Annotated in this window: 13 protein-coding genes and 1 pseudogene; 11 read left to right on the top strand and 3 right to left on the bottom strand. The window is 54.0% G+C overall.

Features of this window, described 5'->3' with window-relative positions:
- Positions 1–180: 180 nt before the first annotated feature.
- The 6 genes from M2120_RS02675 to M2120_RS02650 all read left to right on the top strand — a co-directional run bounded on the left by M2120_RS02675 (position 181) and on the right by M2120_RS02650 (position 4,649).
- Positions 181–633, top strand: coding sequence for a hypothetical protein (locus M2120_RS02675; protein WP_280797179.1), 453 nt, complete (start codon positions 181–183; stop codon positions 631–633).
- Between the two features lie 85 nt (positions 634–718).
- Positions 719–1,813: a histidinol-phosphate transaminase gene (locus M2120_RS02670; protein WP_280797178.1), complete on the top strand. Its 1,095-nt coding sequence runs from the start codon at positions 719–721 to the stop codon at positions 1,811–1,813.
- 19 nt (positions 1,814–1,832) lie between these two features.
- Positions 1,833–2,441, top strand: coding sequence for an imidazoleglycerol-phosphate dehydratase HisB (hisB, locus tag M2120_RS02665; RefSeq protein ID WP_280797177.1), 609 nt, complete (start codon positions 1,833–1,835; stop codon positions 2,439–2,441).
- Positions 2,438–3,070, top strand: a complete 633-nt coding sequence (gene hisH / locus M2120_RS02660) for an imidazole glycerol phosphate synthase subunit HisH (protein ID WP_280797176.1) — start codon at positions 2,438–2,440, stop codon at positions 3,068–3,070. The genes hisB and hisH overlap by 4 nt, the downstream gene beginning before the upstream one ends.
- 23 nt (positions 3,071–3,093) lie before the next feature.
- Positions 3,094–3,828 (top strand): bifunctional 1-(5-phosphoribosyl)-5-((5-phosphoribosylamino)methylideneamino)imidazole-4-carboxamide isomerase/phosphoribosylanthranilate isomerase PriA, encoded by a 735-nt coding sequence (gene priA, locus M2120_RS02655; protein WP_280797175.1) that lies wholly within the window; start codon positions 3,094–3,096, stop codon positions 3,826–3,828.
- A gap of 8 nt (positions 3,829–3,836) precedes the next feature.
- Positions 3,837–4,649 carry an SseB family protein gene (locus M2120_RS02650; protein WP_280797174.1) on the top strand — a complete coding sequence of 271 codons (813 nt, stop codon included), beginning with the start codon at positions 3,837–3,839 and terminating at the stop codon, positions 4,647–4,649.
- Between the two features lie 27 nt (positions 4,650–4,676).
- Here the strand turns inward: M2120_RS02650 and M2120_RS02645 are convergent, their stop codons facing one another.
- Positions 4,677–6,344, bottom strand: a complete 1,668-nt coding sequence (locus tag M2120_RS02645) for a YhgE/Pip domain-containing protein (protein ID WP_280797173.1) — start codon at positions 6,342–6,344, stop codon at positions 4,677–4,679.
- Positions 6,345–6,346: 2 nt separating this feature from the next.
- Entirely contained in the window at positions 6,347–9,103 is a 2,757-nt protein-coding gene (locus tag M2120_RS02640) for an MMPL family transporter (RefSeq protein ID WP_280797172.1), read from the bottom strand.
- A gap of 105 nt (positions 9,104–9,208) precedes the next feature.
- On the opposite strand from M2120_RS02640, the gene M2120_RS02635 reads away from it, so the two are divergent.
- On the top strand, positions 9,209–9,883 hold the full coding sequence (locus M2120_RS02635) for a TetR/AcrR family transcriptional regulator (RefSeq protein ID WP_280797171.1): 675 nt from the start codon (positions 9,209–9,211) through the stop codon (positions 9,881–9,883).
- On the opposite strand, the gene M2120_RS02630 is transcribed toward M2120_RS02635, so the two are convergent.
- Entirely contained in the window at positions 9,880–10,236 is a 357-nt protein-coding gene (locus tag M2120_RS02630) for a DUF1844 domain-containing protein (RefSeq protein WP_280797170.1), read from the bottom strand. The genes M2120_RS02635 and M2120_RS02630 overlap by 4 nt on opposite strands.
- Positions 10,237–10,493: 257 nt before the next feature.
- On the opposite strand from M2120_RS02630, the pseudogene infC reads away from it, so the two are divergent.
- From infC to M2120_RS02610, 4 genes and pseudogenes are all read left to right on the top strand, one after another.
- Positions 10,494–11,063, top strand: a pseudogene (gene infC / locus M2120_RS02625) (translation initiation factor IF-3); the annotation flags it as partial.
- A gap of 230 nt (positions 11,064–11,293) precedes the next feature.
- On the top strand, positions 11,294–11,488 hold the full coding sequence (rpmI, locus tag M2120_RS02620) for a 50S ribosomal protein L35 (RefSeq protein WP_280797169.1): 195 nt from the start codon (positions 11,294–11,296) through the stop codon (positions 11,486–11,488).
- A gap of 33 nt (positions 11,489–11,521) precedes the next feature.
- Positions 11,522–11,902, top strand: a complete 381-nt coding sequence (gene rplT / locus M2120_RS02615) for a 50S ribosomal protein L20 (protein ID WP_280797168.1) — start codon at positions 11,522–11,524, stop codon at positions 11,900–11,902.
- An 8-nt stretch (positions 11,903–11,910) separates the two neighbouring features.
- Complete coding sequence (locus tag M2120_RS02610; RefSeq protein ID WP_280797167.1) at positions 11,911–12,714, top strand: TrmH family RNA methyltransferase; 804 nt, start codon at positions 11,911–11,913, stop codon at positions 12,712–12,714.
- Positions 12,715–12,762: the final 48 nt, after the last annotated feature.

Here is a 12,762-nt window from a genome sequence, read left to right as displayed (position 1 = left end):
TCGAAGAAAGTGAATAAAACAAACACATATTCGAAGGTTCTTGAAGTATTTCTCACAACAAACCTTCAATATGTACTTGACATTGAAGAAATACGAATATATCTTCGAAACATATCTTCGAATCGGGTTCTCCCGGCCGAGGGCCCGATTCGAGATAAACACCAGGAAAAGGAGAATCTCATGAGCGCAGTACTCGCATTCACCGCACCAATTCACCGTCCCGTTGAACCTGAATACATTGATGAGCCATGCAGCTCAGATCGCAATGTCCGTGGGTCGCACCAGATTAACAACGTGACTTACGTGAACTTTCTCCCCGCCGCAGAACCTAAGACCCGTCTTCGCATCACACAGCGTGGACGTCGAGTCCTCACCGCAGCTGTTGCGCTGCCTCTCGTCATTGGCGCACTCATTGCCGCGCTCAACAGTGGCGGAGCTGCTGCTGTTGCAGAAGGAGCAGCAAACGACTTTACCTACGTCACCATGGCGCAGGGTGAAACCTTGTGGCAGCTGGCCCAAGAAATTGCTCCCAACGCAGATCCTCGCGACGTCGTTGCAGAGATTGTGTCGCTGAACCAGCTCCATGGAGAAGTACAAGCTGGGCAGAAGATTGCAATTCCTACTGGTTACTAATTCATACTTCTCTTCCTTTTCGCATTGATGCCGGCCCCTTGAGGGGCCGGCATTTCTGTCTCACTAACGCCCGTAAACTTGAAGGGTGACCTCTTTTGAAGACCTCCCCATACGTGATGACCTTCGTGGAATGAAGCCTTATGGCGCTCCGCAAGAACATGTCCGGGTTGAGCTCAACGTCAACGAGAACACACACCCCGTTCCTCCCGCGGTAGTGATGGACATCATGGGACGTATGCACACCGCACTGGGTCGTATTAACCGCTACCCCGACCGTGAATTCACAAACCTCCGTGTAGCACTTGCAAACTATCTTGGTCATGGACTTGAAGCAGAGAACATTTGGGCAGCTAACGGCTCAAATGAAGTGATTCAGCAACTCCTTCAAGCATTCGGTGGTCCAGGGCGCTCTGTTTTAGCCTTCCCTCCCACTTATTCCATGCACTCGATCATCGCCTCTGGAACTGGAACTACCTGGATTCCCGCTGAACGTGATGCAGATTTTGAGATTTCACCTGAGACGGCTGTTTCTGCGATTACACGGCACAACCCAGACATCGTCTTCTTCTGCACGCCGAATAACCCCACAGGTACTCCTGTTTCCTTAGAAACAATCCGTGCGGCGTATGACGCTACCGACGGCATCGTATTTGTCGATGAGGCATACGCAGAATTTGCCCCAGAGGGTGCCCCGACGGCATTGAGTTTGTTAGAAGGGCGTCCACGTCTGGTGGTCTCGCGCACAATGAGTAAGGCATTTGCTTTTGCGGGAGCTCGCGTGGGCTACCTCGCTAGTGATCCAGCGGTTGCAGACGCACTGCGCCTGGTTCGCTTGCCCTATCACCTCTCGGCACTGACACAAGCGGCGGCGGAGGGTGCTTTAGCTCATACGCCTGAAATGCTGGCCATGGTTGATGACATTCGCATACAGCGTGACCGCTTGGTTACCGAACTGGCTGCTCTGGGTTACATCCCGTACCCCTCGAGTGCGAATTTTGTGCTCTTTGGTGGTGTGAAGGATCCACACAATGTCTTCGAGAAGCTCCTAGCTCAAGGCATCATCATCCGAGACATTGGTATGCCCAACCACTTGCGTGTAACTGCGGGTACTGAGGCAGAAACCACCGAGTTCTTGAATGCACTTGCTGCGCTTGATGGCTCGATAAATGGTGCTCGCTAAGCCCTACTAAACTGGTCTTATGACTACAGCACCGCGCATTGCGAGCATTTCTCGCACCACGAGCGAGTCGAGCATTGAACTCACCCTCAATCTCGACGGCACGGGTGTGAGCAACATCGAGACGACTGTTCCCTTCTTCGATCACATGCTCACTGCGTTTGCTAAGCACTCATTGACCGATCTGACAGTCAAAGCCTCTGGCGACATCCACATCGATGTTCACCACACTGTTGAGGACATCGGTATTTCTCTTGGCCTTGCTATCCGTGAAGCACTCGGAGACAAGGCAGGAATTTCCCGCTTCGGTGATGCACTTGTTCCCCTCGATGAGGCGCTCGTTCAGGCAGTTGTGGACATCTCTGGACGACCTTTCCTGGTTCACTCCGGTGAACCTGCAGGTTTTGAGTTTCACCTCATCGGCGGGCACTTCACCGGTTCCATGGTTCGTCACGTCTTTGAAGCAATTACTTTCAATGCGGGTCTGACCACTCACATCACTGTGTTGAACGGTCGTGACCCACACCACATTGCTGAAGCAGAATTCAAGGCCTTTGCACGTGCATTCCGCCAGGCAAAGGCATTGGATCCTCTGGTGCAGGGAATCCCCAGCACTAAGGGTGCTCTGTGACCTCAAAGTCCGTCGTTGTTTTCGACTACGGCACGGGGAATATTCACTCCGCCATCAAAGCGGTAGAGCTCGCTGGAGCAAAGGTCGAACTCACGCGCGACAAAGCAAAATGTGCGGAGGCCGATGGTCTACTTGTCCCTGGAGTGGGAGCATTTGCTGCAGTGATGGAAGCCCTCACTGAGGTTGACGGCGGTGAAATCATTGAGCGCCGCCTGGCAGGTGGTCGCGCGGTGATGGGTATTTGTGTCGGTATGCAGGTCATGTTTGCCAATGGGCTTGAAGGTGGTGTGGACACTCCAGGGTTGGGGGAATGGGACGAAACCGTGCACAAGCTCGAAGCACCCGTTCTTCCCCACATGGGCTGGAACACTGTTGAGGTTGGCGAGAATTCTCAACTCTTCACAGGCATTGAACACGAGCGCTTCTATTTCGTGCACTCCTACGGAGTGACCGAGTGGAATCTTGACGTCATCCCGCCCTTCCCGAAGCCTGCAGTGACATGGGCAGAACATGGCCAGCGATTCATCGCTGCCGTTGAAAATGGTCCACTTGTTGCAACCCAATTCCACCCTGAAAAATCTGGCCAAGCAGGTATTCAACTGCTGCGTAACTGGCTCGACACTCTCTAACCCCCACTAAAGGAACAATCACCATGACTGCGCCGATTCTTGAGCTGCTCCCCGCCGTTGATGTTGCGGAAGGTAAGGCTGTGCGCCTCACACAGGGTGCTTTGGGTACAGAGACTGACTTTGGTGATCCTGTCGATGCGGCAGCCGACTGGGCTCGTCAGGGCGCTCAATGGATTCACTTGGTCGATCTCGACGCAGCATTCGGTCGCGGAGAAAACCGCGCCCTCCTGCGTCGTGTGATCGTGGAAGTTCCTGGTGTGAAGATTGAACTCTCCGGCGGTATCCGTGACGATGCTTCCTTAGAATCTGCACTGGAAAGCGGTGCAACCCGCGTGAACTTGGGAACTGCGGCATTGGAGAATCCTGAATGGGCTGCCTCAGCAATTGAACGTTTTGGTGATCAAATCGCTGTAGGTCTCGACGTGCGAGGAGAGACACTGGCTGCACGTGGCTGGACTGAAGAGGGTGGAAACCTGTGGGATGTCCTTGCGCGCCTCGAAGATGCAGGCTGTGCTCGTTACGTCGTCACCGATGTCACTCGTGATGGCATGCTCAACGGCCCCAACCTCGACTTGCTCACAGCCATCACTCAGAAGACCGGCAAGCCAGTGGTTGCTTCTGGTGGTATCTCAAGCCTGGATGACTTGGTAGCTCTGCGTTCCCTCGTTCCCAGCGGTGTGGAGGGCGCAATTGTGGGCAAGGCACTTTATGCTCAGAAGTTCACCCTTGAACAGGCCATCGCGGTCGCCTACAACTAGGACTTCTCATGTCTCACAATCACGACGGTCACATGTTTGGCTCTTCTGACCATGCCGATTCCGCAGGCCAGCCCTGGGAAGGTAGAGAGTTCGAAGAGAACCCTTTCGCATCCGATGACGGCACGACTCCAGAACACCTGAAGTCGGCACTCGATGCCTTCCATGCTCTGCCTCTGGATTCAGATGAGCGCGCAGGTCAACACATGAACGTCGTCGATGCCATTCGCATCTCCCGATTCCTCATTCCTCTTCTTGCCGAAGCAGGGGATGTGGGAGTCAATGCTGCTGGTCTGGTGGTCGACAAAACCCAAGAACTTGCCATCGTCACAGTTGCAGGTCCCAACGGTCAGAAGGTATTGCCTGTCTTCACTTCTGTTGAAGCAATGCAGAGATGGAAGCCAGAAGCTCGCCCTGTTCCCGTGGAAGCACGACGGGCTGCGCTCGCGGCAGCTGCAGACGGTGCACAATGGATTGTGGTGGACCCCCAAAGTCGAACAGAAATTGTGTTGCGTCGCCCCGTCGTCGAAGCAATTGCCAAGGGAACACCCTGGGCACCCAATCACATCGACCCCATGTTGCAGCAAGTCTTTGATGACTCCATCGCGGATGAGCCATTCGTGAAGGCTATTCGTCTCACAGCCGGAGATCCCGATGCACGTGGTTTCGATGAGGAACTCGTGGTTCAGTTGGTGTTGCCACCTAGCCTTGAGCAAACCGATGTTGAACGCGTAATCCGCTCATTGTCCGGCAAGTGGGCAGAGCAGGCTATCTTCTCTGAGCGAGTGGACTCAATGAGGCTCCAACTCGTTCCAGCTGTCTAGTTCAAAAACTTCTGGAGAAACCCAGCCCTAGATGGGCTGGGTTTCTTTGCTGAGGGTTGTGATCGACACGTGACGCTTGCGTGAGATGGCCAGTGCTGTGAACAGCACACCGCCCAAGCTCCACAGCACCAACGCAGTTACCGCTGAAGCAAACCCTGAGACGTTTCCTGAATTGATAACCGCTTGCAGCGCGGTGACAGCATCGTTTGCGGGGGTGAAACTCAAGAGAGTATCTAGCAGAGCTGGAACAGTTGAAATAACTCCGGTGACCAGAATCAAGATGCCCACAGCAAGTGAGATCATGCGGCCAAAGCCACCAAGTAATGCATTGAGGGCCTGGTTTGTTGCCGTGAAGGCGACACCGATGAGTGCCGCAATGGCGGCAACTGTGGCCCAGTTGCCTAGGTCATAACCATTTGCGAATGCAATCACGGTGGCAACGGCAACGCCCTGAGCAATTCCTACAACAGCAGGAATCACAAAAGAACGTGTTGCCAGTGACAGTGATGATCGCGTGGATTCAAGTATGCGTTGGGGGAGTGTGCGCAGGCCAACGAAGATAGCGAGGGCACCAATCCACAACGACAACACCACATACAGCGGAGTGCTGTTTGCGCCGAAGCTGAGATTGTTTGCATCCTTGAGAGCCACGGGTGCGGTGACTACTTCGGAGAGTTTCTTAGTTTCATCCTTGGTATAGACCGGGATGTTAGCTACAGCTTGATCGAGGCCATCTGCCAGGCTGGCAGAACCACCTGCAACCGCTGTTGTTCCCGAAGCGATTCCTTCAACACCGGTGGCAATTCCTGTGCTGCCGTTGGCCAGCTGGGTAATTCCACCGCTGAGCTCGGTGAGCCCACCGGCAAGAGCACCGGTTCCGCCCGAGAGCTGGGCAAGCCCACCACAAAATTGTGCTTGAGCTGGTGCAACGACGACCTGTGTGCAGGTGGCGGAAAGTCCTGCCAGCCCATCAGCGAGTGATTGGGCATTTCCTGGGATAGTTGCTGCCTGGTTTTGCAGCGCCCACATTCCGTTCGAGAACTGTGTTGCCCCCTCAGAGAGTTGGTTAGCGCCATCAGCAAGAGAGGCAATACCTGAACTGAGCTCGTGAGCGCCAGAGGCAGCTTTGCCCAAGCTCTCACTCAAGGTACTAAAGCCAATCAAGACATTTTCGATATAGCTGGCGCTCAATTGCTGGTTAAGCATGTTCACCGCAGTGGAGGTGATGACTGTTGTAATGGCGTCATCGACCAAGCGGGACTTATCGCTGGAAGTCACGTCGATGATGGCCTGCTGAGGGTTTGAGGCATCACTGAAGGAGGAGGTTGCTACTTCAGAGAAGTTCTTGGGGATGGTGACGACAGCGACGTAGTTGCCATTTTCAAGGCCCTTCTTTGCGCCTGCCTCGTCAGTGATGACCCAGTTGTAGTTGGAGGCACCATCTGCACCATCCACCAAACCAGCAGTGAGCAAGCGACCCAGGGGAGTCAACTGTCCGTTGATGGTCACAGGCTCATCATTGTTCACAATGGCTGCGGTGACGTTATCCAAACGGTCGGTGGGGTTCCACAATCCCCACATCAACGTTCCCACCACGATCAGTGGAACAAAAAGCAGCGCAATGAGGGTGATGATGCGAGGCTTTCCTTCTGTCTTTGCAGAGTTCTTTGACAGGCGAGTGATCAGTGATGCCATGGTTATGCCTGCACTTTCTTGCTCGAAGTTGATGCATGATCGAGATCAAGCACCACCGAATTCACCCGGGCGCTGAGGAAAGGGCCCCAGGTTTCTACCGGCATATCGTGAGTTGTTCCAGCCAACACGGTGAGTGTGCGACCGGCATTGGTTGCGTCTTCGCGAGCGGCGTTGAGGGCATCGGCAACGGCATAGCGCTCACTCTCGGAGGAGAGGAAATCAATGTTGTCCACAATGATGATCTGAGGCTTTTCAGATGCCGCATCTTCAATTGCACCGACTGTGTTGCGGTTCGCATGTTCGGCTACATCGATAAGGGCAACGCGAGACCGCACAGCACCCGAGCGCACAGGCAGAACCATTCCGGCAACCTTCAACTTGCCTGCATCTGGGTCTAGTCGTCCACTCAGAGTCAGCAGAAGTGCCGAGGTGGCAATCTTGTCGCTTCCGGTGACAAACAGGGTTGTTCCGGTGGGGACTGTGAAGTTGAGGTTCTTGAAGTAGGAACGTGTTCCTTCAGCGTTTTTGAGACTGAGTCCCTCTGCAGCAATCACCGTGTTGGGATCTGCATGCCAATCAGTGAGTTCGAGTTCGTGCTGAACTCCTTCGCCTTCCACATCAAAGTGAGGCAACACGCGATCCAGCCACTTGGGCATGTACCAGGCCTTCTTGCCCAGGAGTTGGAGAACTGCTGGAACAAAAGTCATACGCACAATAAAGGCATCCACGAAGATTCCAACGGCTAGGGCCAGTGAAATTCCCTTCATGTTCACATCGCCTTCTGGGACGAAGGCAGCGAACACGGCAAACATGATGACGGCAGCAGCAGTGACCACCTTGGCGGAGCCGACAAAGCCGGTCACGATGGATTTGCGCGCATTGCCGGAGTGAACGAAGTCTTCACGCATACGTGCCACAAGGAACACCTCGTAGTCCATCGCAAGGCCAAACAGGATGCCCATCACAATGATTGGCATGAAGCTGAGGACTGGACCTGGCCGGTCAATGTGAATCAGGTTCGCCCAGACACCCTCTTGCATCACCAGGGTGACCACACCAAAGGCGGCAACCACGCTGAAGAGATATCCAATAGCGGCCTTGATGGGCACCCAGATGGATCTAAACACCATGGTGAGAAGAATGAGGGAAAGCCCAACCACCACGATGCCGAAGGGCAGCAAGGCATTTCCTAAACGCTGCGAAACATCAATTCCACTCGCGGTGAATCCAGTGACGGACAAGTCGACTCCGTACTTCTTTTGGAAGTAGTCATGCTTGTCTCGAATTGCTTGCACCAGTGCCTTTGTTTCTTCTGACGCTGGAGCACCTGTGGGGATGACCTGAATGATTCCGGTATCCGCAGTCATGTTAGGTGTTGCCAGCGGAACAGCTGCAACGCCTGGGATTTTCTCTAGTTCCGCCTTGAGGTCATCCATGAGACCTAGAGGATCCGTGCTGGTCACGATTGTTCCCGTAACGAGAAGGGGACCGTTGTAGCCTTCACCAAAATTCTCAGCAACAAGGTCATAGGTAATACGTGAGCGATCATCTGGTGAGTTGCTTCCTGCGTCAGGCAAGGCCAGTCGCAGATTCAATGCGGGCAGGGCAACGATGGTGATGACGGCCACAACAGCCAAGATGGTGACAATGGGGAAGCGTGTGACAGCCTTCACCCAGCCCAGGAAGAAGCGGTTGGGCTTGTGTGATGCTGCTTCAGCTTTCTTAGTTTTCTTTTTCTTGGGGCGCAGGCGCTCGCCGGCAAAACCCAGAAGTGCAGGAATGAGCGTGATCGAGATAATCACAGCCACACCCACGCCGACAGCTGCGGCGACACCCATGGTGGTGAGGAAAGGAATACCGGCAATGCCAAGACCAACCAGGGCAATCATCACGGTCAATCCTGCAAAGATCACTGCCGAACCTGCAGTTCCCGTAGCGCGTGCTGCTGCCTCTTCGGGGGTGTCTCCCTTGCGCAGTTCATCTTGATGGCGGGAAATGATGAACAGCGCGTAGTCGATACCAACTGCCAAGCCCAACATGAGGGCAAGCATCGGGGTGGTCGACGTAACCTTGGCAAAAGCGGTGGCAAGGAAAATCAGTGCAATCGAGATACCAACCCCTAAGAGGGCGGTCAGCAAGGGCATACCTGCTGCAAGGAATGAACCAAATGTGATGATGAGTACCACCAGGGCCACTCCCACGCCGATGAGTTCAGTCGCGCTCACGGTGGGCATGCTTTGGCTATAGATCTGTCCGCCCAAAGAAACGGTAGAACCTGCAGGAAGCTCATCAGTGAGCTGTTGTGTTGCCGTTTCTAGCTTTGCAAGGGAGGACTTCTTAATGGTTGCGGTGGGGCCAGAGAACTGAATGCTCAGCAATCCCGCTTTCTTGTTCTCACTGATTGCGCCATTGATGCGTTCATTGAATGGTGAGGTGGCGTTATCGATTTGGGGCAGTTTTGCCATCTCATCTGCTGCCGCATTCAAGGCGTCTTTATATGCAGGGTCTGTAATGAATTGGCCATTTGCTGCCACCACAATGATCTGGGCGGACGCTCCGCTGACCTGCGGGAAGGTAGTGGTCAGTGAGTCCAGTGCTTTTTGGGATTCGGTTCCGGGGATGGAGATACCGTTGTCGAGCCCTTTATTGAAGGCGGCGGCCGAGCCACCTATGGCAACCAGGATAATCAGCCAGGCAACGAGCACCAATCGACGAGAACGGTATGCCCAGCGACCGAGTGAATACAGGAGTGATGACATGGCTGTCCTTGGTTTTCTAGCGACAGCTGGAGATCAGCCGGCGCCGCGGGGATAAAAACTTTCGATACACCGGTGTATCCGATACATGAGTGTATCGTTAAAGATATGAGCACCACAACCGAAGCAGAGAACAAACCTGCAGAAAGCGCCCGCCGTCAAAAGACGCGAGAGCGCTTGATGGATGCTGCCTTTGAGGTGTTCTCTGAAGTGGGAATCCATGCTGCCACCGTAGAAATGATCACAGAGCGCGCAGATTTCACGCGCGGGGCTTTTTACTCCAATTTCGACACGAAGGAAGAACTCTTCCTCGCGCTCGCCGAGCGAGGCAACAATGAACGCCTTGCACTGCTTCGTGGAAGCGTGGCCAACATAGATCTCATCATGCCTACGTTGGTGGGTTCTACGGAGGGAAAACTCAGTGCCACTGAGCTAGGACCCATCGTCGCAAGCTTTCTGGAACAGCAGGGAGATAACCGACTGTGGTTACTATTCCAATCTGAATTGCGCTTGCTTGCCATGCGTGATTCCGAAGTGGGGAAGCTCTATCTCGAGCAAAAGAACGCCGCAGACAAAGAATTTGGCAGCATTATTTCCGCCGCTTTCGATGCCGTGGGACTCACGCCAGCATTGAACTCAGTTGAATTAGCTAATGTGTTGATGAACACCTACGAATCGGCTCTCCAAGAAGCCATCATGCGTGGCGGCAATTCAGTCCAAGAAGCTGCTCATCAGTTGTTTATGCAACGGCTACTCGGGCTTATTGGTCAACTAGCAAGTTAGTTAACTGGGCCAGTCCACTTCTCGCCAGGACCCTTACCAATTTCATCAGGAATGGGGGAGGCTTCACGGAATGCGAGCTGCAATGAGCGCAAGCCGTCACGAAGTGGTCTGGCGTGAGAGTCACTGATGTCCGGGGCTGCGGCAGTAATGAGACCAGCCAGTGCATTGATCAGTTTGCGTGCTTCGTCGAGATCCTTCAAAGACTCAGCATCTGCTCCCTCGGCAAGCCCACACTTGATGGCGGCAGCACTCATCAGGTTGACCGCGACCTCAACAATGACCTCGATAGCGGGAACTTCCGCAATATCAAGCACCGCTTGGTGGATGGCCTCGTCCTTGGCGTTTTCGCTCACAATGATTCCTCTGCTAGGCTTGTGCAGGTTTCTTAGCTCATGCCAAGAAATTGAAAGAGGAGTAAAACTCCCACCCGTAACCCGCAACATCAGGTTACTGGGTTCTTGCACTCCGCTTAGTCCAGCTCGCTGGGTAAGTAGGTCAGGGTGCCACAAGATTTATCTTGTGTCGTGTAAACGCGGATTAATGTCTGTGCTGCGCGTAAGACTCCTCTTTCTCCCCGTCACGGGTTTAGAGAAATAACAAGGAGCTCCGCATTAGCGATCCACGTACTAACGACCGTATCCGCGTCCCAGAAGTTCGCCTCGTTGGCCCTAACGGCGAGCAGGTTGGTGTCGTGTCGATCGACGTTGCCCTCCGCTTAGCAGGGGAGGCTGACCTCGATCTCGTTGAGGTTGCACCCGAAGCTAAGCCACCTGTGGCAAAGATCATGGACTACGGCAAGTTCAAGTACGAAGCAGCTCAGAAGCTGAAGGAAGCTCGTCGTAACCAGGCAAACACCATCCTCAAAGAGGTGCGTTTCCGTCTGAAGATTGATGTTCACGACTACGAAACCAAGAAGAAGCGCGCTATTGGCTTCCTCAACGATGGTGACAAGGTCAAGGCCATGATCTTGTTCCGCGGTCGTGAACAGTCACGTCCAGAACAAGGTGTACGTCTTCTCCAGAAGTTTGCTGAAGAGGTAGCTGAGTTCGGAACTGTCGAATCTAACCCCACCATCGATGGCCGCAACATGGTCATGATTATTGGCCCACTGCGCAGCAAGTCTGAAGCCAAGGCTGAGCAGAACGCGAAGCGTGATGCCAACAAGCGTGGAGAAAAGAAAGAAGCCAAATCAGGCGAATCTGTCCTTGCCGTTGAAGACGACAAGGCAAATGCTGTTCAGGTTGTCGAGGCAGAGGTAGTTGCCGAGAAGCCTGCAAAGGCAGCCCCCAAGACCACAGCTGCGAAGGCAGCTGCACCCAAGAAGTCCACCAAGTCGGTCTCTGACGAGCTCGACGACTAACAGCCCTTACCTTCTCGTATTTACGGGAAAGTGAAAACCAAGGAGAACCAATGCCAAAGATGAAGACCCACTCCGGGTCCAAGAAGCGCTTCAAGGTGACTGGTACCGGCAAGCTCAAGAAGCAGCAAGCCGGCATGCGTCACAACCTCGAAGTCAAGTCAGGCAAGCGCAAGCGCAGCCTGAACCAGGACCAGGTCCTGTCTCCAGCTGACTCCAAGGTCATCAAGAAGCTTCTCGGTCTGTAATCCGGACTCAGCGAAAACTAAAAGGATAAGAAAATGGCAAGAGTAAAAAGAGCCGTTAACGCTCACAAGAAGCGTCGCGTCATCCTCGAGCGCGCATCCGGATACCGCGGTCAGCGTTCGCGCCTGTACCGTAAGGCTAAAGAGCAGGTCATCCACTCGCTGGTTTACAGCTACCGTGACCGCCGTGCCCGCAAGGGTGACTTCCGTCGCCTCTGGATTCAGCGCATCAACGCAGCCAGCCGTGCAAACGGCCTGACCTACAACCGTTTCATCCAGGGTCTCGCTTTGGCTGACATTCAGGTTGACCGTCGCATGCTTGCTGAGATCGCTGTGACCGATCCTGCAACCTTCACCAAGTTGGTTGAAGCTGCACGCAAGGCACTTCCTGCAGACACTTCTGCACCAAAGGCCTAAGGAACAACATGCTTGACAACCCCCGCGCTCCTCGCGTGAAGGCGGTTGCGAAGCTAGCCACCAGGGGAGCCCGGTCCGAGACCGGGCTCTTCCTGTTGGAAGGCCCGCAAGCCGTCTCTGAGGCATTGGCATATCGCCCACAGTTGATTGTGGAGCTGTATGCGACGCCAACCGCGTTGGAGAGATACCAAGACATCGCAGCAACCGCTGTCGATGCGGGGGTTGATGTTGAGTTCGTCACCGAAGATGTCTTGGCTGCTATGGCGGATACGGTAACCCCACAAGGATTCATTGCTGTGGTGCACCAATTCCCTACGGCGCTAAAGGAAATCTTCGCCGAGGATCCCAAGCTCGTCGTCATCTTGGAAGAGGTGCGTGATCCAGGAAATCTGGGCACCATCATCCGTGTGGCCGATGCTGCTGGTGCTGATGCCGTCATCTTGACCGGACGCTCAGTTGATCTTTACAACCCCAAGGTAGTCAGATCCACCACCGGTTCACTTTTCCACCTGCCCATCACGGTAGATGTTGAGCTAGAAACAGTTCTTCCCTATGTTCGCGAGGCAGGGCTTCAGCTTCTCGCCGCAGATATCAAGGGTGAAGATCTGGTGCTTGCTCGCAATCAGGGTGTCTTGGATGCCCCCACTGCATGGCTGTTCGGTAATGAAGCTCGTGGTCTCAGTGATGAACACTTTGCTTTGGCAGAGAAAGCTATCACCGTGCCCATTTATGGTGATGCCGAATCTATGAACCTTGCAACCGCTGCTGCAGTGCTGATTTATGAGAGTGCTTTCGCCCACAACAAGGCTTAGTGCCTGTCGAACCCCTGTCCGCTTCCTCTCCACATAAAATTGAGAACT

The organism is Aurantimicrobium minutum (genome assembly GCF_029893825.1).
Classification (GTDB): Bacteria; Actinomycetota; Actinomycetes; order Actinomycetales; family Microbacteriaceae; genus Aurantimicrobium; species Aurantimicrobium minutum_C.
This window is presented reverse-complemented; position numbering and strand designations above follow the sequence as displayed.

Coding starts and splice junctions, on each gene's coding strand:
- rpmI (WP_280797169.1), top strand. CDS start 11,294: ATGCCAAAGATGAAGACCCACTCCGGGTCCAAGAAGCGCTTCAAGGTG.
- M2120_RS02610 (WP_280797167.1), top strand. CDS start 11,911: ATGCTTGACAACCCCCGCGCTCCTCGCGTGAAGGCGGTTGCGAAGCTA.
- hisB (WP_280797177.1), top strand. CDS start 1,833: ATGACTACAGCACCGCGCATTGCGAGCATTTCTCGCACCACGAGCGAG.
- M2120_RS02675 (WP_280797179.1), top strand. CDS start 181: ATGAGCGCAGTACTCGCATTCACCGCACCAATTCACCGTCCCGTTGAA.
- M2120_RS02640 (WP_280797172.1), bottom strand. CDS start 9,103: ATGTCATCACTCCTGTATTCACTCGGTCGCTGGGCATACCGTTCTCGT.
- M2120_RS02650 (WP_280797174.1), top strand. CDS start 3,837: ATGTCTCACAATCACGACGGTCACATGTTTGGCTCTTCTGACCATGCC.
- M2120_RS02635 (WP_280797171.1), top strand. CDS start 9,209: ATGAGCACCACAACCGAAGCAGAGAACAAACCTGCAGAAAGCGCCCGC.
- rplT (WP_280797168.1), top strand. CDS start 11,522: ATGGCAAGAGTAAAAAGAGCCGTTAACGCTCACAAGAAGCGTCGCGTC.
- M2120_RS02645 (WP_280797173.1), bottom strand. CDS start 6,344: ATGGCATCACTGATCACTCGCCTGTCAAAGAACTCTGCAAAGACAGAA.
- priA (WP_280797175.1), top strand. CDS start 3,094: ATGACTGCGCCGATTCTTGAGCTGCTCCCCGCCGTTGATGTTGCGGAA.